The sequence below is a fragment of the Gelidibacter gilvus genome, from assembly GCF_004115975.1.
GTDB lineage: Bacteria > Bacteroidota > Bacteroidia > Flavobacteriales > Flavobacteriaceae > Gelidibacter > Gelidibacter gilvus.
Genome location: NZ_SDDZ01000013.1, coordinates 25,739 through 44,120, shown reverse-complemented (window position 1 = coordinate 44,120; position 18,382 = coordinate 25,739). Strand labels below are relative to the sequence as shown.

30 protein-coding genes are annotated in these 18,382 nt (G+C 36.6%); 2 read left to right on the top strand and 28 right to left on the bottom strand.

What is annotated here, in order from left to right:
- The first annotated feature begins 81 nt into the window (after window positions 1-81).
- Window positions 82-528, top strand: coding sequence for a hypothetical protein (locus ESZ48_RS19615; RefSeq protein ID WP_223266484.1), 447 nt, complete (start codon window positions 82-84; stop codon window positions 526-528).
- An 84-nt stretch (window positions 529-612) separates the two neighbouring features.
- Here the strand turns inward: ESZ48_RS19615 and ESZ48_RS15990 are convergent, their stop codons facing one another.
- Together ESZ48_RS15990 and ESZ48_RS15985 are read right to left on the bottom strand one after the other, a co-directional pair.
- On the bottom strand, window positions 613-1,527 hold the full coding sequence (locus ESZ48_RS15990; RefSeq protein ID WP_129018508.1) for a dimethylarginine dimethylaminohydrolase family protein: 915 nt from the start codon (window positions 1,525-1,527) through the stop codon (window positions 613-615).
- 64 nt (window positions 1,528-1,591) lie between these two features.
- A complete protein-coding gene (locus ESZ48_RS15985; RefSeq protein ID WP_129018507.1) occupies window positions 1,592-2,878 on the bottom strand; it encodes a citrate synthase in 1,287 nt (428 codons plus the stop codon).
- 250 nt (window positions 2,879-3,128) lie between these two features.
- Here ESZ48_RS15985 and ESZ48_RS15980 point away from each other — a divergent pair, with 250 nt between their 5' ends.
- Window positions 3,129-3,881, top strand: coding sequence for a DUF481 domain-containing protein (locus tag ESZ48_RS15980; RefSeq protein WP_129018506.1), 753 nt, complete (start codon window positions 3,129-3,131; stop codon window positions 3,879-3,881).
- Window positions 3,882-3,985: 104 nt separating this feature from the next.
- Here ESZ48_RS15980 and eno read toward each other — a convergent pair whose 3' ends face one another.
- The 26 genes from eno to rpsS form a co-directional block, all read right to left on the bottom strand.
- Window positions 3,986-5,281: a phosphopyruvate hydratase gene (gene eno, locus ESZ48_RS15975; protein ID WP_129018505.1), complete on the bottom strand. Its 1,296-nt coding sequence runs from the start codon at window positions 5,279-5,281 to the stop codon at window positions 3,986-3,988.
- Window positions 5,282-5,486: 205 nt separating this feature from the next.
- Entirely contained in the window at window positions 5,487-6,590 is a 1,104-nt protein-coding gene (carA, locus tag ESZ48_RS15970; RefSeq protein ID WP_129018504.1) for a glutamine-hydrolyzing carbamoyl-phosphate synthase small subunit, read from the bottom strand.
- A gap of 185 nt (window positions 6,591-6,775) precedes the next feature.
- Entirely contained in the window at window positions 6,776-7,261 is a 486-nt protein-coding gene (gene rplQ, locus ESZ48_RS15965; protein ID WP_129018503.1) for a 50S ribosomal protein L17, read from the bottom strand.
- Window positions 7,262-7,420: 159 nt separating this feature from the next.
- On the bottom strand, window positions 7,421-8,413 hold the full coding sequence (locus ESZ48_RS15960) for a DNA-directed RNA polymerase subunit alpha (RefSeq protein ID WP_129018502.1): 993 nt from the start codon (window positions 8,411-8,413) through the stop codon (window positions 7,421-7,423).
- A 20-nt stretch (window positions 8,414-8,433) separates the two neighbouring features.
- Window positions 8,434-9,039: a 30S ribosomal protein S4 gene (gene rpsD / locus ESZ48_RS15955; RefSeq protein ID WP_129018501.1), complete on the bottom strand. Its 606-nt coding sequence runs from the start codon at window positions 9,037-9,039 to the stop codon at window positions 8,434-8,436.
- Window positions 9,040-9,214: 175 nt separating this feature from the next.
- Entirely contained in the window at window positions 9,215-9,604 is a 390-nt protein-coding gene (rpsK, locus tag ESZ48_RS15950; protein ID WP_129018500.1) for a 30S ribosomal protein S11, read from the bottom strand.
- Window positions 9,605-9,709: 105 nt separating this feature from the next.
- On the bottom strand, window positions 9,710-10,084 hold the full coding sequence (gene rpsM, locus ESZ48_RS15945) for a 30S ribosomal protein S13 (RefSeq protein WP_129018499.1): 375 nt from the start codon (window positions 10,082-10,084) through the stop codon (window positions 9,710-9,712).
- Window positions 10,085-10,086: 2 nt separating this feature from the next.
- Window positions 10,087-10,203 (bottom strand): type B 50S ribosomal protein L36, encoded by a 117-nt coding sequence (gene ykgO, locus ESZ48_RS15940; protein WP_008269159.1) that lies wholly within the window; start codon window positions 10,201-10,203, stop codon window positions 10,087-10,089.
- 78 nt (window positions 10,204-10,281) lie between these two features.
- Window positions 10,282-10,497 carry a translation initiation factor IF-1 gene (gene infA / locus ESZ48_RS15935; RefSeq protein WP_027126052.1) on the bottom strand — a complete coding sequence of 72 codons (216 nt, stop codon included), beginning with the start codon at window positions 10,495-10,497 and terminating at the stop codon, window positions 10,282-10,284.
- Window positions 10,498-10,503: 6 nt separating this feature from the next.
- Complete coding sequence (gene secY / locus ESZ48_RS15930; protein WP_129018498.1) at window positions 10,504-11,850, bottom strand: preprotein translocase subunit SecY; 1,347 nt, start codon at window positions 11,848-11,850, stop codon at window positions 10,504-10,506.
- Window positions 11,851-11,863: 13 nt separating this feature from the next.
- Window positions 11,864-12,316: a 50S ribosomal protein L15 gene (gene rplO, locus ESZ48_RS15925; RefSeq protein ID WP_129018497.1), complete on the bottom strand. Its 453-nt coding sequence runs from the start codon at window positions 12,314-12,316 to the stop codon at window positions 11,864-11,866.
- 12 nt (window positions 12,317-12,328) lie between these two features.
- The gene (rpmD, locus tag ESZ48_RS15920; protein WP_129018496.1) at window positions 12,329-12,511 is read right to left on the bottom strand and encodes a 50S ribosomal protein L30; all 183 of its coding nucleotides are present in this window, start codon (window positions 12,509-12,511) and stop codon (window positions 12,329-12,331) included.
- An 11-nt stretch (window positions 12,512-12,522) separates the two neighbouring features.
- Entirely contained in the window at window positions 12,523-13,047 is a 525-nt protein-coding gene (gene rpsE, locus ESZ48_RS15915; protein ID WP_129018495.1) for a 30S ribosomal protein S5, read from the bottom strand.
- A gap of 4 nt (window positions 13,048-13,051) precedes the next feature.
- Window positions 13,052-13,408: a 50S ribosomal protein L18 gene (gene rplR, locus ESZ48_RS15910; RefSeq protein ID WP_129018494.1), complete on the bottom strand. Its 357-nt coding sequence runs from the start codon at window positions 13,406-13,408 to the stop codon at window positions 13,052-13,054.
- A 10-nt stretch (window positions 13,409-13,418) separates the two neighbouring features.
- Window positions 13,419-13,961: a 50S ribosomal protein L6 gene (rplF, locus tag ESZ48_RS15905; protein WP_129018493.1), complete on the bottom strand. Its 543-nt coding sequence runs from the start codon at window positions 13,959-13,961 to the stop codon at window positions 13,419-13,421.
- Between the two features lie 12 nt (window positions 13,962-13,973).
- A complete protein-coding gene (rpsH, locus tag ESZ48_RS15900; RefSeq protein ID WP_129018492.1) occupies window positions 13,974-14,372 on the bottom strand; it encodes a 30S ribosomal protein S8 in 399 nt (132 codons plus the stop codon).
- 120 nt (window positions 14,373-14,492) lie between these two features.
- Window positions 14,493-14,762, bottom strand: a complete 270-nt coding sequence (rpsN, locus tag ESZ48_RS15895) for a 30S ribosomal protein S14 (RefSeq protein WP_129018491.1) — start codon at window positions 14,760-14,762, stop codon at window positions 14,493-14,495.
- Between the two features lie 3 nt (window positions 14,763-14,765).
- Window positions 14,766-15,317, bottom strand: coding sequence for a 50S ribosomal protein L5 (gene rplE / locus ESZ48_RS15890; RefSeq protein WP_129018490.1), 552 nt, complete (start codon window positions 15,315-15,317; stop codon window positions 14,766-14,768).
- A 2-nt stretch (window positions 15,318-15,319) separates the two neighbouring features.
- The gene (rplX, locus tag ESZ48_RS15885) at window positions 15,320-15,631 is read right to left on the bottom strand and encodes a 50S ribosomal protein L24 (RefSeq protein ID WP_129018489.1); all 312 of its coding nucleotides are present in this window, start codon (window positions 15,629-15,631) and stop codon (window positions 15,320-15,322) included.
- Window positions 15,632-15,642: 11 nt separating this feature from the next.
- Window positions 15,643-16,011 carry a 50S ribosomal protein L14 gene (rplN, locus tag ESZ48_RS15880; protein WP_129018488.1) on the bottom strand — a complete coding sequence of 123 codons (369 nt, stop codon included), beginning with the start codon at window positions 16,009-16,011 and terminating at the stop codon, window positions 15,643-15,645.
- A gap of 2 nt (window positions 16,012-16,013) precedes the next feature.
- Window positions 16,014-16,271, bottom strand: coding sequence for a 30S ribosomal protein S17 (rpsQ, locus tag ESZ48_RS15875; protein ID WP_013869035.1), 258 nt, complete (start codon window positions 16,269-16,271; stop codon window positions 16,014-16,016).
- An 18-nt stretch (window positions 16,272-16,289) separates the two neighbouring features.
- Entirely contained in the window at window positions 16,290-16,481 is a 192-nt protein-coding gene (gene rpmC / locus ESZ48_RS15870; RefSeq protein ID WP_027126039.1) for a 50S ribosomal protein L29, read from the bottom strand.
- Window positions 16,482-16,493: 12 nt separating this feature from the next.
- Window positions 16,494-16,919, bottom strand: coding sequence for a 50S ribosomal protein L16 (rplP, locus tag ESZ48_RS15865; RefSeq protein ID WP_129018487.1), 426 nt, complete (start codon window positions 16,917-16,919; stop codon window positions 16,494-16,496).
- Window positions 16,920-16,938: 19 nt separating this feature from the next.
- Complete coding sequence (rpsC, locus tag ESZ48_RS15860; protein WP_129018486.1) at window positions 16,939-17,670, bottom strand: 30S ribosomal protein S3; 732 nt, start codon at window positions 17,668-17,670, stop codon at window positions 16,939-16,941.
- Between the two features lie 8 nt (window positions 17,671-17,678).
- On the bottom strand, window positions 17,679-18,086 hold the full coding sequence (rplV, locus tag ESZ48_RS15855; protein ID WP_027126036.1) for a 50S ribosomal protein L22: 408 nt from the start codon (window positions 18,084-18,086) through the stop codon (window positions 17,679-17,681).
- Between the two features lie 8 nt (window positions 18,087-18,094).
- Window positions 18,095-18,373: a 30S ribosomal protein S19 gene (gene rpsS / locus ESZ48_RS15850; RefSeq protein ID WP_129018485.1), complete on the bottom strand. Its 279-nt coding sequence runs from the start codon at window positions 18,371-18,373 to the stop codon at window positions 18,095-18,097.
- Window positions 18,374-18,382 lie beyond the last annotated feature (9 nt).

Genomic DNA, 18,382 nt, shown 5'->3' with positions numbered 1-18,382 from the left:
TTGAATATATTTACGTCGTTCGAATTTTGTGATGAATGAATTGGCGATCATATCCCTTTTCATTTACCAATAAAAGAGAACTTGAAATTATACATTCCAATCGATGACACCATGACTTCAAAAACGATCTTAAAAAAAGATTATATTTTAGTATTAATCCTTGTTGTCCTACGCTTTTTAAGCAGTAAGGATGTGATACCTAATTTTTCTTATTTGCTGATTGCATTATTTGTAGCTTTTTATTATTTCCCCATTAAATTGTTTTTAGACAAAAGTCTTTTTGATGAAACGAAAAGGAAAAAGATCGTAAAAGTTCTTTCTTATTTTATTATCAGTAGCATTATTGTTTTTTCTGCATTATTGTTTTACGAAGACGATCGCAATAGCTTCATAGGTAACACATTCCTTGTTTATTCGCTATTAAACACCATCCTGTTCTTCTATTTTTATTTTACTGAAAATATAAGCTATCATTTTATTTTGACTTTATGTGTTTCATTTCTCGTTTCCATCCCAATAATGACCTAGTTAAGATAAATTTAGAAATAAAAAAACGGGAATATTACTATACATTTGTAATGTTCCCGTTTTTCTTAATTTAATTTGGATTGATTAATCCCTAATCAAAGGCATCGTACTGCAACGCAACAAACCCTCCTGCTTGGATATTTCGGCATAGGGCACTTCTTCCACAGTAAAGCCGTTAGATCGTAGCCAATCATTCAAACGCGTGAAATTCCGTTCTGAAATGACCACATTTTCTGAAATAGAGAACACATTACTATACATATGGTACATTTCCTCACGGGTGATATGGAATAGATTTTCTTTGCCAAACAAATTGACCAAGTACATATAGTCACTTTCTTCTCTAAAGCCACTTTTATAAATAATGCCCTTATCTTTTCCCACAGGCTGAAAACAACAGTCTAAATGCAAGGCATTATCTCTGGGTTCAATTCTTGATTTGACCAAATCAAATTCCTTGACAATTTTATTAGGAAACATTTCTTTTATAAAATTGACGCCCTCAATATTCGTTCGTGCGGTAATATAATCGCTATAGTCGCTACCTTTATAGGTGCCAACAAAGATATGGTCATTCCAGAGCATCACGTCGCCACCTTCTATATGGACTTCTTCAGGAGGACTAACGACTTTTGTAGGGCCTATTTGATCAATAACATACTGAATGGCATCCAGTTCCTTTTCTCGATCGGGTAGAATATTGGCCTTAATTAATACATCGTCAATAACGAAAGCAATATCCCTTGCAAAAATTTGGTTGAAATCTTTGATCAGTTCAGGACGATAGACCTTAACCTCATATTTATCAAATATTTTAGCAACAGCCTCCATTTCAAGAACCATATCCGATTCAATAGGATAGGTCCCAGCCTTAATATGCTCCAATGATTTTGGATCATAAGCATCTTCTGCTTTGGGCGTTGGACCATTACTGATGGCGGTACCCAAAATAACAGCCCTTAGCCTTGAGGTTTCATTTTTAATATTCAATTTTAGCATGCTCTAAAGTATAAAAAAAGCTCCATTTGAAAAAATGAAGCTTTAATGCATTTATAGATTTCTTTTAACGTTTGTCTACGGTTTTAAAAGGCCTTAAAGTTTCACCAATATAAATCTGTCTCGGTCTTCCTATAGGTTCTTTGTTCAATCTCATTTCTCTCCATTGTGCAATCCAGCCAGGAAGTCGTCCTAAAGCGAACATCACCGTAAACATATCTGTTGGGATGCCCATGGCTCTGTAAATAATTCCAGAATAGAAATCGACATTAGGATAAAGTTTACGCTCCACAAAATAAGGATCTTTTAAAGCTTCTTTTTCCAAAGCTTTTGCAATCTCTAAAATTTTGTCTGCAACACCCAAATCATTCAAGACTTCATCAGCTGCTTTTTTAATGATTTTAGCTCTTGGATCAAAGTTCTTATACACACGATGTCCAAAGCCCATCAAACGGAATGGATCTTCTCTATCTTTGGCTTTTGCCATATACTTATCTGTATCGCCACCATCAAGATTGATAGCTTCCAACATTTCCAGTACAGCTTGATTGGCGCCACCATGGAGTGGACCCCAAAGCGCAGAAATACCCGTAGATAGCGATGCAAATAAACCTACATGAGATGAACCCGCAATTCTTACCGTAGAAGTAGAACAGTTTTGCTCATGATCAGCATGAAGGATCAACAATTTGTCCAAAGCATTTAAAATGATAGGATTAATTTTATAATCTTCATTAGGTTGTTTGAACATCATTTTAAGGATGTTTTCTACATAACCTAGATTTTTATCACCATAATCTAAGGGCAATCCGTGTTTTTTACGGAAGGTCCAAGCCACCAACACAGGAAATTTACCCAATATTTTACAAATGGCCTTATACATGTCCTCTTCAGAATCAACGTTCACTGAAGATGGGTTAAACGCAGTTAGCGCACTGGTAAGGGATGCAAGAACACCCATTGGATGTGCGGATTTTGGGAACGCATCTACAATTTTGCGAATATCTTCATCAACAACTGATTGTGCCTTGATGTCTGTATGGAATTTATCCAACTGCACTTTGGTTGGTAATTCTCCAAAAATCAGAAGGAAAGCCACTTCAAGAAAATCTGCTTTTTCAGCCAATTCCTCAATAGAATATCCGCGATACCTTAAGATTCCTTTTTCGCCATCCAAAAATGTGATGGCACTTTCGCAAGAACCCGTGTTTTTATAACCTGGATCAAGCGTAATGACACTATCTGTAGTACTTCTTAAATTACTGATATCGATGGCGACCTCATTTTCGGTGCCGACAATTAATGGAAATTCGTATTTCTTACCGTGTATTTCTAACGTAGCTTTTTCTGACATATGGATTTATAAGTTTTATTTGAGTTTTTATTTGATGGATGTTACGAAATTACAAAATATATCACGATATATAAAGCAACTTAACAAGCATTTTAACAATCTTAATATTAATAAAAACTATGCAAAACATTGATTATGTTAGTCTGTTCTTGATTAGGTTTTTTAATTTTGCCTAACAAAAAATGACGCCAAATACTGATCAGTTTACCTGAGAAAAAGTAAAATTATTATTTGAAAAAATTCAATTTCTATGAGACTAATTAATTGTTTGCTTTTTTTATTGGTTTGCAGTTATTCACAAGCACAAGTGATTAACGTAGAAACCTTGAGAAAAAAAACCGATTCTGCAAAATGGACTGGATCGGTGAGTTTGGATGGAAGCTTCATCAAAAATAAAAATAACATTTTTAAACTTGCGACTAAGGCCGATATTCAATATAACAACAAGAAGGAATTGTGGCTTTTTGTGAACGATTTAAAATTTGAAAAAGCTGCAGGCGAATCTTTCGTTAATAAAGGCACCCAACATTTGCGCTATAATCATAAAATTACAGAAAAGATTAAAATGGAAGGTTTTGTGCAAGCGCAATATGACGCTATCTCCGAAATAGACTTTAGAGGATTAATTGGTGCTGGTCCGCGATTCAAACTGACCTCCGATGAAGACTACCGGTTTTATTTGGGCACTTTAATTATGTATGAACATGAAAAAGCCTCAGATATTGCAATAGATAGAATCCACAAAGACTTCCGCGGAAGTACGTATTTGTCATTCAGCCTCTACCCCACCGAAACTATTGGCATCATTAGCACCAGTTATTACCAGCCCAGATTGGATAAACTAAAGGATTATAGATTATCAAGCACCACGAGTGTGCTGTTCAAGATCTGGGAGGACCTTGCCTTCAAAACAACCTTTACCTATAACTTTGATGCCTACCCTGTAGTCACTATTCCAAAAACCCAATACGAATTAACGAATGGTCTTTTATATTCATTTTAAATTCTGATATTTATTTAAATCAAAGAAAATTACGCCATAACAGTTCAATAAAAAAACCCAAACGAATTAACGTTTGGGTTTTTAAATAAAATATGTCTTTAAGCTTATTTCTTAATCTTAAATGCTTTTTCATTTGGGAAATAGGCTACGTTCTCTAGCTCTTCCTCAATACGCAACAATTGATTGTATTTTGCCATACGATCACTACGAGAAGCTGATCCTGTTTTGATTTGTCCACAGTTTAACGCAACAGCTAAGTCGGCAATTGTGTAATCTTCAGTTTCACCTGATCGATGCGACATGACCGAAGTATATCCGGCATTATGGGCCATATTTACAGCAGCGATGGTTTCAGTCAAGGTTCCAATTTGGTTTACTTTAATAAGAATTGAATTGGCAATACCGTTTTCAATACCTCTTGATAACCGTTCTACATTGGTCACGAACAAATCGTCACCTACCAATTGCACTTTTTTACCTATTTTTTCAGTCAAATATTTCCAACCGTCCCAGTCGTTTTCGTCCATCCCATCTTCAATGGAGATAATTGGATATTTAGACGCTAATTCTGCCAAATAATCGGCTTGTTCTGTACTTGTTCTTACTTTTCCTGACTCCCCTTCATACTTGCTATAATCATATTTGCCATCTACATAGAATTCTGCGGCAGCGCAATCTAAAGCAATCATGACATCGTCACCTAAAGTATAGCCCGCTTTTTCAACGGCTGTTTTGATGGTATCCAAAGCATCTTCAGTACCACCTGCCAAGTTTGGTGCGAATCCGCCTTCGTCGCCTACAGCGGTACTTAAACCTCTACTGTGTAAGACGTCTTTAAGGTTATGGAATATCTCCGTTCCCATTTGCATGGCATGCGTGAAATTTTTAGCCTTTACCGGAATGATCATAAATTCCTGAAAAGCAATAGGCGCATCAGAGTGTGACCCACCGTTGATGATGTTCATCATTGGTAAAGGAAGTGTGTTGGCAGAAACGCCACCCACATATCTGTATAACGGCATACCCAACTCTCCTGCTGCTGCTTTAGCAACTGCTAGTGAAACACCTAAAATAGCATTGGCACCCAATTTTGATTTGTTTTTAGTACCGTCCAAGTCAATCATCATCTGGTCAACTTTATTCTGTTCAAAGACTGAAGTTCCCAAAAGTTCATGAGCAATTATGGCATTGACATTTTCAACCGCCTTAAGCACGCCCTTACCCATGTAAGCCTTTCCGCCATCTCTAAGCTCTACCGCTTCATGTTCGCCCGTAGAAGCACCTGAAGGTACCGCAGCGCGTCCCATAATGCCGTTTTCTGTAACGACATCTACTTCAACTGTTGGATTGCCTCTTGAATCAAAAATTTGTCTTGCATGAATGTTGATGATGATACTCATTGTTATATGTTTTAATGTTATTGTTATTTTCTAGTGAGGAATCAAAGAGAAGCCTCAACTTGTCGATGCCTTCACCTTATTGCTAATTTACGAAATAGTTCGTCCAAACTTCCGCATCACCTTCAGAATTACATTTAAAAACTGCGATAATGATTGCGCTATAAGAAAACCTCAAAAAAGCCGATGGTTTTTTGAGGTTTTAACACTATTTCTTTTTGATGTTTTCTATAAATTGATCAAACAGGTAGTTGGCATCATTAGGGCCAGGACTTGCTTCTGGATGGTATTGTACTGAGAATACATTCTTGGATTTCATTCGCAGACCTGCAACGGTATGATCATTCAAATGAACATGTGTAATTTCAATGTCCGGATGATTTTCAGTTTCTTCTCTGTTGATGGCAAATCCATGGTTTTGCGAAGTGATTTCTCCTTTTCCTGTAATCAGATTCTTTACGGGATGGTTGATACCTCTATGGCCATTATTCATTTTATAGGTTGAAATGCCATTGGCCAAAGCAATAATTTGATGCCCAAGACAGATCCCAAAAAGTGGTCGGTTGTGTTTCATGATCTCTTTGGTTAAAGTGATGGCACTTTCCAGAGGTTCAGGATCTCCAGGACCATTGGAAATGAAAAATCCGTCCGGTTTAAAAGCATCCATTTGCTCATAAGTGGCATCGTATGGAAACACTTTAATGTACACATCCTTTTTGGCCAAATTCCGTAGAATATTCCTTTTGATCCCTAAATCGAGTGCAGAAACCCGGTAGGTAGCGTTTTCATCACCTACAAAATAAGGCGCTTTCGTACTTACTTTTGATGCCAATTCCAGTCCCTTCATTTCAGGAACATCAGCCAACTGTTTTTTTAGGGCTTCTATATTGTCAACTTCCGTAGAAATAACCGCATTCATGGCGCCGTTGTCTCTAATATAACTTACTAAAGCACGCGTATCGACATCAGAAATAGCAAATAGATCATACTTATCCAAAAATTCTTCCAAAGAAGCGTCCGCGGCCGGTCGTGAATAATTGAAACTAAAATTCTTGCAGATCAATCCTGCAATTTGAATGGCATCAGATTCGACTTCATCCTTATGCGTGCCATAGCTACCTAAATGCGCCGTGGTGGCTACCATAAGTTGTCCAAAATATGAAGGATCTGTAATCACTTCTTGATACCCAGTGGCTCCAGTATTAAAACATACTTCACCGAAGGCGGATCCTTGTTTTCCTATTGATTTACCGTGGAAAATGGTGCCATCTGCAAGAAGAATGATGGCTTTGTGTCTTTTGGTATATTTCAAAATAAAAAATATTACTTGTTTAGTAGTTTAGCCCTACAAGGTTTTAAAACCTAGCAGGACGTTTTAAAGACCTTTTTGGTCGTTTTTAAAACCTTGCAGATCGTTCAAAAGTGCTGCAAAATTGCATAAAAAAAAGGATAAACTAAAACGTTTATCCTTTTTTATATTTATAAATGTATATCCATTTATTCTTCCTCGTTGGTTGCTTTATCGTCAACAGCTGGAGCAACTGGTGCTACAGGAGTATCAGATTTTTTAGAACGACCTCTACGAGTTGTTTTCTTCTTAGGTTGCTTATCTACATTATAGATTTCGTTGAAATCTACTAATTCGATCATTGCCATATCAGCATTATCACCTAAACGATTTCCTAATTTGATGATACGTGTGTATCCTCCTGGACGATCGCCTACTTTTGGTGCAACATCTCTGAACAATTCAGCTACCACCTCTTTTTGTCTTAGCCTACTGTACACAATACGTCTGTTATGTGTGGTGTCTTCTTTAGACTTTGTAATCATTGGCTCAACAAATTGCTGTACTGCTTTTGCTTTTGCAACTGTAGTGTTGATACGTTTGTGTTCTATTAAAGAACAAGCCATATTCGCCAACATTGCATTTCTGTGTGCTGTTTTACGACCTAAATGATTTCCTTTTTTTCCGTGTCTCATGACATTTGTTTATAACCTCCATCTTGCTTCGACCCTTTTTGAGGAGCAAATTATGAAGGGATTAGTAATTGTTGATTTGCGATTGATGATTTTTTGATTTTTGATTTATAAATTAGCATTTCTTCAATCGCCAATCTAAAATCTCCAATCTAAAATCGTCTAGTCTTTATCTAATTTGTATTTGCTTAAATCCATTCCGAAGTTTAATCCTTTACCACCCACTAGTTCTTCTAGTTCAGTTAAAGATTTTTTTCCGAAGTTTCTGAATTTCATCAAATCGTTTTTATTGTAAGCCACTAAATCTCCTAAACTATCTACTTCTGCAGCTTTCAAACAATTAAGTGCACGTACAGACAGATCTAAATCAACCAATTTGGTTTTCAATAGTTGTCTCATGTGAAGAGATTCTTCATCATAAGTTTCTGTTTGTGCAATTTCATCAGCTTCAAGAGTGATACGCTCATCCGAGAATAACATGAAGTGATGGATTAAAATTTTAGCTGCCTCAGTCAATGCATCCTTAGGATTGATTGAACCGTCAGTGATAATTTCGAAAATTAGTTTTTCGTAATCTGTTTTTTGCTCAACACGGAAGTTTTCAACTGCGTATTTCACATTATTTATTGGCGTAAAAATTGAATCTGTAAAGATCGTTCCAATTGGTGCAGATGCTTTTTTATTTTCCTCTGCAGGAACATATCCTCTACCCTTTTCAATAGTCAGCTCCATATTGATGCTCACTTTTGAATCTAGGTTACAGATTACCAAATCTTTGTTCAACACCTGAAATCCTGAGATGAATTTTTGAAAATCACCAGCAGTAATTTGGTCTTGTCCTGAAATAGAAATAGTAACGGTCTCGTTATCAATTTCATCAATTTGACGCTTAAAGTTAATTTGCTTTAAGTTCAAAATAATTTCAGTAACATCTTCAACTATGCCAGCAATTGTAGAAAACTCGTGATCAACACCTTCAATTCTAACAGATGTAATAGCAAAACCTTCCAAAGAAGATAACAAAACTCTTCTTAAAGCATTACCTACTGTTAATCCATAGCCTGGCTCTAAAGGTCTAAATTCAAACTTCCCTTCAAAAGGAGTTGAATCAATCATAATGACTTTGTCGGGCTTTTGAAAATTTAATATTGCCATAGTGCGTTTTGTATCAGTTATTATTTAGAGTATAATTCAACGATAAATTGTTCGTTGATATTTTCTGGAATTTGAACTCTTTCAGGAATTGAAACATAAGTTCCTTGTTTGGTTTCATTGTTCCATGTCATCCACTCATAAACAGTGCTAGAGTTAGCTAGTGAATTTTGAATGACTTCAAGAGATTTCGATTTTTCTCTTACAGCAATTACGTCACCAGGTTTTAATTGGTATGAAGGAATGTTTACGATTTCTCCGTTGACTGTAATATGTCTGTGAGAAACCAATTGGCGCGCACCACTACGTGAAGGCGACAATCCCATTCTGAATACCACGTTATCCAAACGAGATTCACATAATTGCAACAACAACTCACCAGTAATTCCTCGTGCAGCAGTTGCTTTTTTAAACATGTTACGGAATTGCTTTTCTAAAATACCATAGGTATATTTAGCTTTTTGCTTTTCCATTAACTGAATAGAGTATTCAGATTTTTTTCCACGACGCTTGTTTGCACCGTGTTGACCTGGAGGATAGTTTCTTTTTTCGAAAGCTTTATCATCTCCAAAAATAGCTTCACCGAATTTTCGGGCTATTTTAGTTTTAGGACCAGTATATCTTGCCATTTCTTAATTTAAATTATGAGAGTGCTTATGAATTAAGGTCTTAATCTATCCTTCGATAAACAGAATTCTCTCGTTGATACTTGTTTGTTAATTTTTTTCAGTTTGCAAATTTACATATAAAAAACTAATATCAACCACATTATGTGATTGATATTAATTCTATATATCGTATAAATTATACACGTCTACGTTTTGGAGGACGACATCCGTTATGTGGCATTGGTGTAACGTCAATAATTTCTGTTACTTCAATACCTGCATTATGGATAGAACGGATAGCAGATTCTCTTCCGTTACCTGGTCCTTTAACATAAACTTTTACTTTCTTTAGTCCAGCTTCTCTTGCTACACCAGCAGCATCTTCAGCGGCAACTTGAGCAGCATAAGGAGTGTTCTTTTTAGAACCTCTAAAGCCCATCTTACCAGCTGATGACCAAGAAATCACATCACCTTTTTTGTTTGTCAAAGAAACGATAATGTTGTTAAATGAAGCGGCAATGTGTGCCTCTCCGTTTGCTTCAACAATAACCTTACGTTTTTTAACTTTTGTACTTGACTTTGCCATAATTTTTAGTTTATAGTTGTTAGCTTTTAGTTGTTAGAATCCTAGACTTTTACATTTCAGACAGATTCATCTAACGTCTCATTACTAATGACTAATGTCTTGTTATTATTTAGTTACTTTTTTCTTGTTAGCAACAGTTTTTCTTCTACCTTTTCTAGTCCTAGAGTTGTTTTTAGTACGTTGACCTCTTAATGGAAGTCCAACTCTATGACGGATCCCTCTGTAACATCCAATATCCATTAAACGCTTAATGTTTAATTGAATTTCAGAACGTAGCTCACCTTCAATTTTCAAATTGCCAACCGCCTCACGAATGTTACTGATTTCCTCATCAGTCCAGTCTTGAACTTTTGTGCTTTCGTCAACCTTAGCTTGGGCTAAAATTTCTTTTGCTCTGCTTGCACCTATCCCATAGATGTAAGTTAAAGAGATTACTCCTCTTTTCTGTTTTGGTATATCTACACCTGCAATTCTTGCCATATCTATCCTTGTCTTTGTTTGAATCTAGGATTCTTTTTGTTAATGACGTAAAGTCTTCCTTTTCGACGTACCAATTTACAGTCGGCACTTCTTTTTTTAACTGATGCTCTTACTTTCATTTCTATAAATGATTAATAATTAACGATTGATGATTAACGATTGTTGATTTTATACTTCAAAAAACGTATATCCGCAATCTAATATCTGTAGGTTATACGAGCCTTTGATAAATCATAAGGGCTCATTTCCAATTTAACTTTGTCTCCTGGTAACAATTTAATATAGTGCATACGCATTTTACCAGAAATATGCGCTGTTACAATGTGTCCATTTTCTAATTCAACACGGAACATAGCATTTGATAATGCTTCAATAATTGATCCGTCTTGTTCTATTGCTGCTTGTTTTGCCATAATAAATTAAGCTACTGCTTTTCTATTTTTGCCGGTTTTCATTAAGCCGTCATAGTGTTTGTTCAATAGGTATGAATTTACCTGTTGCATGGTATCAATTGCCACTCCTACCATAATCAGTAATGATGTACCTCCAAAGAACAATGCCCAACCATCCTGTACGCCCATCAGCTTAACTACAATCGCTGGGAACACAGCAATCATTGCCAAGAATATAGAACCTGGTAAGGTTATTTGAGACATTATCTTATCTAAATATTCAGAGGTTTCAGTTCCTGGTCTAATCCCAGGTATAAAACCACCACTACGTTTTAAATCATCTGCCATTTTATTGGTCGGTACAGTAATGGCGGTGTAGAAATACGTAAACACGATAATCAACAATCCGAATACTATATTGTACCAAAGACCAAAAAAGTCATTGAAATTAGTTTGTAACCATTGTCCAACCGGACCTTCACCCAATCCTTTACCAATTAAAGTAGGAACAAACATAATTGCTTGTGCAAAGATAATTGGCATAACACCGGAAGCATTCAATTTTAAAGGTAAAAATTGTCTTGATCCAAACACATTCTTTTCATATCCACCAGAGGCGGTACGACGTGCATATTGAACCGCAATCTTACGAACACCCATGACCAACATGATCGATAGCAAAATGATCACAAACCAAATTACCAATTCAATCAATACCATCATTAATCCACCGTTTCCACCACCTTCTACTCTAGAAGCGAAGTTTTGAACAAATGATGCAGGCATACGTGCAATGATACCAACCATGATTAATAATGAGATTCCATTACCAATACCTTTGTCAGTAATCTTTTCACCCAACCACATTGCAAAGACACACCCTGTAACCAATATAATTACTGAAGATACATAGAACATGGTTCCTGTTCCCAATAAGAATGCCGATGCAGGAATACCCAAAGCTGGTAAACTAGCCAAGTATCCTGGTGCTTGCACCATACAGATCCCAATTGTCAACCAACGTGTGATTTGAGTTATTTTCTTTTGACCACTTGCCCCATCCTTCTGTAATTTTTGAAGGTAAGGAATTGCGATACCCATTAACTGAACAACAATGGAAGCCGAAATATATGGCATGATCCCTAAGGCAAATACAGAGGCATTTGCAAAAGCTCCACCGGTAAAGGCATTAAGAAGTCCTAAAATACCTTGATCCGTATTACTGGCCAACTCACCTAATTGACTTGCATCAATACCTGGTAAAACTACTTGAGCACCAAAACGATAAACTAAAAGAAGACCAAGCGTGAGCATGATTCTATCTTTTAGTTCTGTTATTTTCCAAACATTTTTTAAAGTCTCTATAAATTTCATCCTCTAAGCGATCTTATAAAGTTACAGCTTCTCCTCCTGCAGCTTCAATAGCAGCTTTTGCTGAAGCAGTAAATTTATGAGCGGTTACGGTTAATTTTGAGGTTAACTCTCCACGACCTAATATTTTCACAAGATCATTCTTGTTAACAATACCCAGTTCTAAAAGTGTCATTAAATCCACAGTATCCTTAATGATTTTGTCATCTACCAACTGTTGTAATTTATCGAGGTTCACACCTTGATATTCCACACGATTGATATTTGTAAATCCAAACTTAGGCACACGTCTTTGAAGTGGCATTTGACCACCTTCAAATCCTACTTTCTTAGAATAACCAGAACGCGATTTAGCTCCTTTGTGACCACGAGTTGCAGTACCACCTTTTCCAGAACCTTGTCCTCTACCTATTCTTTTGCCTTGATTTTTAACTGACCCTTCAGCCGGTTTTAAATTACTTAAATCCATTATTATGCTGTATTATTTTGTTTCTTCAACAGAAACTAAATGTTGAACTTTATTAATCATTCCAAGGATACTTGGCGTATCGTCATGCTCAACAACCTGATTCATTTTACGCAATCCCAAAGACTCCAATATTCTCTTTTGTCTTAACGTACGGTTGATAGCACTCTTTACTTTTTTTACTTTAATCTTTGCCATTATTCTATTGATTAACCGTTAAATACTTTTTCAAGTGAAATTCCTCTATCCTTAGCAACAGATTTTGCACTTCTCAATTGTAATAAAGCATCAAAAGTTGCTTTTACTACGTTATGAGGATTTGAAGATCCTTGTGATTTTGATAATACATCTTGAATACCAACTGCCTCCAAAACCGTTCTTACAGCTCCACCAGCAATAACTCCAGTACCTTCAGTAGCTGGAATAATATTTACTCTGGCACCGCCGTATTTCCCTTTTTGTTCGTGAGGTAATGTTTTTCTAAGAAGTGGAATTCTTACCAAGTTTTTCTTGGCATCTTCAATACCCTTAGCAATTGCAGTTGCAACATCTTTAGATTTCCCTAAACCTTGTCCAACAACACCTGCTTCATCTCCAACTACAACGATAGCTGAAAAACCGAATGCTCTACCACCTTTGGTAACTTTAGTAACTCTTTGTACCCCTATAAGATGATCTTTAAGGTCTAAACCACTTGGTTTTACTAATTCTGCGTTTTTATATTTTCGATACATAGTCTTAAAATTTTAGTCCTGCTTCTCTAGCACCATCTGCTAACGATTTTACTCTTCCGTGATATTGATACCCACCTCTATCAAAAGAGATTGTTTCTACACCAGCTTTCAATGCTTTTTCACCAAGCGCTTTCCCTACAAGGGCAGCGATTTCTGATTTGGTTCCTTTTGCAGAACTAATATCTTTGTCTCTTGAAGATGCAGCACTAATGGTATTACCAGTTACATCATCTATAATTTGAGCATAAATTTCTTTATTGCTTCTAAATACAGCTAAACGAGGTCTTGCTTCTGTTCCAGAAATAACCTTACGGATTCTGTTTTTTATTCTTAATCTTCTTTGATTTTTTGTCAATGCCATAACTAATCGATTATGCTGATTTACCTGCTTTTCTTCTTAATTCTTCTCCTACAAACTTGATTCCTTTTCCTTTGTAAGGCTCAGGTTTTCTGTATCCGCGAATCTTCGCTGCTACTTGTCCTACCAATTGTTTGTCATGTGAAGTCAACTTTACGATTGGATTCTTTCCTTTATCAGAAATCGTCTCCACTGTAACTTCAGGAGCTACGGATATAACGATGTTGTGAGAAAAACCTAAAGCCAAATCTAATCTCTGACCTTGGTTTGTAGCTCTATAACCTACACCAACCAATTCCAATTTCTTGGTCCAACCTTCTGATACACCGTGTACCATATTATTTACCAATGATCTGTAAAGACCATGGTTAGTTCTTGCTTCTTTACTGTCTGATGGACGTGCTACTGACACTTCACCATCTTTAACTGTAATTTCAACGTTTGAAAACTCTTGAGTTAATTCACCCAACTTACCTTTTACGGTAATAACGTTGTCTTTCACGTCTACTGTAACTCCTTGTGGAATTGCTACTGGATTATTTCCTATTCTTGACATATCTTCCCTTTTTTAGTAAACGTAGCACAATAATTCACCACCAACATTCGCTCTATGCGCTTGCTTTCCTGTCATTACTCCATGAGAAGTAGAAACAATTGCAATTCCAAGACCGTTAAGGATTCTTGGCATTTCGCTAGAACTTGCATATTTACGTAAACCTGGTTTACTTAATCTTTGAATTTTTCTGATAACAGGTTCTTTAGTCTCTTTGTTATACTTAAGCGCTATCTTGATAGTGCCTTGTATTGAAGAGTCATCAAACTTGTAACTTAAAATATATCCTTGGTCGAATAATATTTTAGTAATTTCTTTTTTTAGATTGGATGCAGGGATCTCAACTACTCTGTGGTTGGCCTTAACTGCATTTCTAACTCGCGTTAGATAATCTGCGATTGGATCTGTATTCATTTATATTAAATTGCGGACGTGGTTTTTGGTTCTCCCCAAACCTTTGCCCAGTTCATACTTTTTTTTGAGATGTAAAATAAAATCTTTAACATCTACATAGATGCGACATGTCGCATCTTACTACCAAGATGCTTTTCTCACACCTGGTATCAACCCTTGGTTTGCCATTTCACGGAAAGTAACACGAGAAACTCCAAAGGTACGCATGTATCCTCTTGGTCTTCCGGTCAATTTACAACGGTTGTGCAAACGTACTGGTGATGCATTTCTTGGTAGTTTCTGTAGGGCTTCATAATCGCCAGCTTCTTTCAAAGCTTTACGTTTTTCAGCATACTTATCTACCGTTCTTTGTCTTTTCACCTCACGGGCTTTCATTGATTCTTTAGCCATATCTTAATTCTTTTGAAAAGGTACTCCCAATTCTGTTAATAGCGATTTTGCTTCTTTATCTGTATCGGCTGAAGTAACAAACGTAATATCCATTCCAGAAATATTGTTGACTTTATCAATATCAATCTCTGGGAATATAATTTGCTCAGTAATACCTAAGTTATAGTTACCTCTTCCGTCAAAGCCTTTGGCTTTAACACCGTTGAAGTCTCTTACTCGTGGTAATGCTGCGGTCACCAAACGGTCTAGAAACTCATACATTTGCTCTCCGCGTAATGTAACTCTAGCGCCAACTGGCATACCTTTACGTAATTTAAACGATGCGATATCTTTTTTAGATAATGTAGGAACCGCTTTTTGACCTGAAATCTTGGTCAACTCGTCCACTGCATGGTCTACTAATTTCTTATCGGCAACTGCTGCACCAACTCCTTTAGATAATACTATCTTTTGAAGTTTAGGAACTTGCATTACGTTCTTATATCCGAATTCTTCTGTAAGAGCCGAAATTATTTTCTCGTTATACTCTTTTTTTAATCTTGGAATATATGCCATAACTAAATTACTTCATTTGATTTCTTAGAAAATCTCACTTTTTTATCGCCTTCCATTCTATAACCAACACGTGTTGTTTCACCTTTCTTGTTCAAAAGTGATAGGTTGGAAACATGAATAGGCGCTTCTTTCTCTACAATGCCACCTTGAGGACTTTGTGCACTTGGTTTAGTATGTTTCTTAACCATGTTCACGCCTTCAACGATCGCTTTGTTTTTTTCCTTTAAGATCTTTACAATCTTACCTTCTGTACCTTTATGGTCTCCGGCAATGACTTGTACTGTATCTCCTGTTTTTATTTTAAACTTTGTCATCTTATTAGTCATTAAAGCACTTCAGGTGCCAATGATACAATTTTCATGAACTGCTTATCACGAAGTTCTCTTGCTACAGGTCCAAAAACACGCGTGCCTCTCATTTCTCCTTGCGGATTCAAAAGTACACAAGCGTTATCATCAAATCTGATATATGATCCGTCTGGGCGTCTTACTTCCTTTTTAGTACGTACAACAACGGCTGTAGAAACAGCTCCTTTTTTGATGTTACCGTTAGGCGTTGCATCTTTTACAGAAACAACTATCTTGTCACCTAGAGAAGCATACCTTCTTTTAGTACCACCTAGAACACGGATAGTCAATACTTCCTTTGCTCCAGTGTTATCAGCTACTTTTAATCTTGATTCTTGTTGTAACATAATTATTTCGCTCTTTCAATTATTTCTACTAATCTCCAACATTTAGATTTACTTAAAGGTCGTGTTTCCATGATCTTTACCGTATCTCCAATGTTACAGTCATTTGTCTCATCGTGCGCAACGTATTTTTTCGTTTTTAACACGAATTTTCCATACATAGGATGTTTTACTTTTTTAACTTCGGCAACAACGATGGATTTCATCATTTTGTTACTAGTTACAACTCCTATACGTTCTTTTCTTAAATTTCTTTTTTCCATCGTTCAGCGGAATACAAATTATTGTACTTCTCTTTTAGTTAATTCGGTTGCAATTCTTGCTACAGAACGTCTCACGTTGCGTAATTGAATCGGATTTTCTAAAGGTGAGATTGCATGAGCCATATTGAGGTCTGCATAACTCTTTTTAGTTTCACCTAACTTATCTTGTAATTCAGCTGTAGAAAGCTGTTTAATTTCTGATTGCTTCATAATATCTATGTATTAAACTCCGTAATCTCTGGCGACTAAGAATTTTGTTTTTACAGGTAATTTTTGAGCTGCCAAACGTAGTGCTTCTTTTGCAACGTCCATTGACACGCCACCTACTTCAAACATAACTCTACCAGGTTTTACTACAGCGACCCAATATTCTACAGCACCTTTACCTTTACCCATACGTACTTCAAGAGGCTTTTTTGTAATAGGCTTGTCTGGAAATATTTTGATCCAAAGTTGGCCTTCTCTTTTCATATAACGTGTAGCTGCAATACGAGCTGCTTCAATTTGACGAGATGTTAAAAACATTCCCGTATCGTGTACCGATTTTATACCGAACATTCCATTTGAAAGTTCATGTCCTCTACCGGCATTTCCTTTCATGCGGCCTTTTTGCTGCTTACGGAATTTTGTCTTTCTAGGTTGTAACATTTTTCTTTTACTTTAAAAATTACTTTCTACGACGAGCCTTGCTTGGCCCACCACGTCTTGGCGCATCAGATCCTCCTTTGCCACCTTGTTTTTTGGATAATCCAACCAACGGTGAAAGATCTCTTTTACCATACACTTCACCTTTCATGATCCACACTTTAACACCCAATCTACCGTAAGTAGTATGTGCCTCAACTAAAGCATAGTCAATATCGGCTCTAAACGTCGATAATGGAATTCTTCCCTCTTTGTAGTGCTCCGTACGTGCCATCTCAGCACCGTTTAAACGACCACTAATTTGAATCTTGATCCCTTCAGCATTCATACGCATTGTTGCAGCAATTGCCATTTTGATGGCACGTCTGTAAGAAATACGATTCTCGATTTGACGAGCAACGCTAGATGCCACTAAAAAGGCATCCAATTCAGGTCTCTTGATTTCGAAGATGTTCAATTGAACTTCCTTATCAGTAATTTTCTTAAGCTCTTCTTTTAACTTGTCTACCTCTTGACCGCCTTTCCCAATAATGATACCAGGTCTTGCAGTGGTGATAGTAACGGTTACAAGTTTAAGCGTACGCTCAATAATTACTCTCGACACACTTGCTTTAGATAAACGAGCATGGATATATTTTCTAATCTTATCGTCTTCAGCAAGTTTATCTCCATAATCATTGCCACCATACCAGTTAGATTCCCATCCTCTGATAATTCCTAAACGATTTCCGATTGGATTTGTCTTTTGTCCCATATCTCTATTTAAGCTTGTGTGTTATTGTTTGCTCCTATAACCACAGTCACGTGGTTGGAACGTTTTCTTATTCTGTGTGCACGACCCTGAGGTGCTGGACGCAATCTTTTCAACATTGCACCACCATCTACTCTGATCTCTTTTACGAATAAGTCAGCATCTTCAATGCTTGCGTCTTCGTTTTTAGCTTGCCAGTTGGCAATTGCCGAAAGGACCAACTTCTCTAAACGACGAGAGGCTTCCTTAGGGCTAAATCTTAAGATATTTAGAGCCATCTCAGCTTTTTGTCCTCTGACCAAATCCGCAACTAAGCGCATTTTTCTCGGTGATGTAGGACAGTTATTAAGCTTAGCAAAAGCAATGTGCTTTTTTTCTTCCTTAATAGCGTCTGCCATTTGTTTTTTACGACTTCCCATAGCTCTACTTATTTTTTACCTTTATTTTTTGCACCTGCGTGACCTCTAAAAGATCGGGTTGGTGAAAATTCTCCTAATTTGTGACCTACCATATTCTCAGTTACATAAACCGGTACAAATTGACGACCATTGTGAACAGCGATTGTTTGTCCAACAAAATCAGGTGAAATCATCGAGGCTCTAGACCACGTTTTGATTACCGTCTTTTTGTTTGAAGTTACATTCTCTTCAACTTTTTTACTCAATTTATAATGGATGTAAGGTCCTTTTTTTAATGAACGTGCCATATTATCTCA

What these genes read in the sequence shown, in the direction of transcription:
- rplR (WP_129018494.1), bottom strand. Translation starts at nt 13,408, where the DNA reads ATGGCATTGACAAAAAATCAAAGAAGATTAAGAATAAAAAACAGAATC.
- ESZ48_RS15960 (WP_129018502.1), bottom strand. Translation starts at nt 8,413, where the DNA reads ATGGCAATATTAAATTTTCAAAAGCCCGACAAAGTCATTATGATTGAT.
- rpmC (WP_027126039.1), bottom strand. Translation starts at nt 16,481, where the DNA reads ATGAAGCAATCAGAAATTAAACAGCTTTCTACAGCTGAATTACAAGAT.
- rplF (WP_129018493.1), bottom strand. Translation starts at nt 13,961, where the DNA reads ATGTCAAGAATAGGAAATAATCCAGTAGCAATTCCACAAGGAGTTACA.
- infA (WP_027126052.1), bottom strand. Translation starts at nt 10,497, where the DNA reads ATGGCAAAACAAGCAGCAATAGAACAAGACGGATCAATTATTGAAGCA.
- eno (WP_129018505.1), bottom strand. Translation starts at nt 5,281, where the DNA reads ATGAGTATCATCATCAACATTCATGCAAGACAAATTTTTGATTCAAGA.
- ESZ48_RS15980 (WP_129018506.1), top strand. Translation starts at nt 3,129, where the DNA reads ATGAGACTAATTAATTGTTTGCTTTTTTTATTGGTTTGCAGTTATTCA.
- rpmD (WP_129018496.1), bottom strand. Translation starts at nt 12,511, where the DNA reads ATGGCAAAGATTAAAGTAAAAAAAGTAAAGAGTGCTATCAACCGTACG.
- rpsC (WP_129018486.1), bottom strand. Translation starts at nt 17,670, where the DNA reads ATGGGACAAAAGACAAATCCAATCGGAAATCGTTTAGGAATTATCAGA.
- rpsK (WP_129018500.1), bottom strand. Translation starts at nt 9,604, where the DNA reads ATGGCAAAGTCAAGTACAAAAGTTAAAAAACGTAAGGTTATTGTTGAA.
- rpsH (WP_129018492.1), bottom strand. Translation starts at nt 14,372, where the DNA reads ATGAATACAGATCCAATCGCAGATTATCTAACGCGAGTTAGAAATGCA.
- rpsM (WP_129018499.1), bottom strand. Translation starts at nt 10,084, where the DNA reads ATGGCAAGAATTGCAGGTGTAGATATACCAAAACAGAAAAGAGGAGTA.
- rpsN (WP_129018491.1), bottom strand. Translation starts at nt 14,762, where the DNA reads ATGGCTAAAGAATCAATGAAAGCCCGTGAGGTGAAAAGACAAAGAACG.
- ykgO (WP_008269159.1), bottom strand. Translation starts at nt 10,203, where the DNA reads ATGAAAGTAAGAGCATCAGTTAAAAAAAGAAGTGCCGACTGTAAATTG.
- secY (WP_129018498.1), bottom strand. Translation starts at nt 11,850, where the DNA reads ATGAAATTTATAGAGACTTTAAAAAATGTTTGGAAAATAACAGAACTA.
- rpsD (WP_129018501.1), bottom strand. Translation starts at nt 9,039, where the DNA reads ATGGCAAGATATACTGGTCCTAAAACTAAAATAGCCCGAAAATTCGGT.
- rplQ (WP_129018503.1), bottom strand. Translation starts at nt 7,261, where the DNA reads ATGAGACACGGAAAAAAAGGAAATCATTTAGGTCGTAAAACAGCACAC.
- ESZ48_RS15985 (WP_129018507.1), bottom strand. Translation starts at nt 2,878, where the DNA reads ATGTCAGAAAAAGCTACGTTAGAAATACACGGTAAGAAATACGAATTT.
- rplE (WP_129018490.1), bottom strand. Translation starts at nt 15,317, where the DNA reads ATGGCATATATTCCAAGATTAAAAAAAGAGTATAACGAGAAAATAATT.
- rpsE (WP_129018495.1), bottom strand. Translation starts at nt 13,047, where the DNA reads ATGTATCGAAAATATAAAAACGCAGAATTAGTAAAACCAAGTGGTTTA.
- rplV (WP_027126036.1), bottom strand. Translation starts at nt 18,086, where the DNA reads ATGGGAAGTCGTAAAAAACAAATGGCAGACGCTATTAAGGAAGAAAAA.
- ESZ48_RS15990 (WP_129018508.1), bottom strand. Translation starts at nt 1,527, where the DNA reads ATGCTAAAATTGAATATTAAAAATGAAACCTCAAGGCTAAGGGCTGTT.
- rplP (WP_129018487.1), bottom strand. Translation starts at nt 16,919, where the DNA reads ATGTTACAACCTAGAAAGACAAAATTCCGTAAGCAGCAAAAAGGCCGC.
- rpsQ (WP_013869035.1), bottom strand. Translation starts at nt 16,271, where the DNA reads ATGGAAAAAAGAAATTTAAGAAAAGAACGTATAGGAGTTGTAACTAGT.
- rplX (WP_129018489.1), bottom strand. Translation starts at nt 15,631, where the DNA reads ATGACAAAGTTTAAAATAAAAACAGGAGATACAGTACAAGTCATTGCC.
- rplN (WP_129018488.1), bottom strand. Translation starts at nt 16,011, where the DNA reads ATGTTACAACAAGAATCAAGATTAAAAGTAGCTGATAACACTGGAGCA.
- rpsS (WP_129018485.1), bottom strand. Translation starts at nt 18,373, where the DNA reads ATGGCACGTTCATTAAAAAAAGGACCTTACATCCATTATAAATTGAGT.
- rplO (WP_129018497.1), bottom strand. Translation starts at nt 12,316, where the DNA reads ATGGATTTAAGTAATTTAAAACCGGCTGAAGGGTCAGTTAAAAATCAA.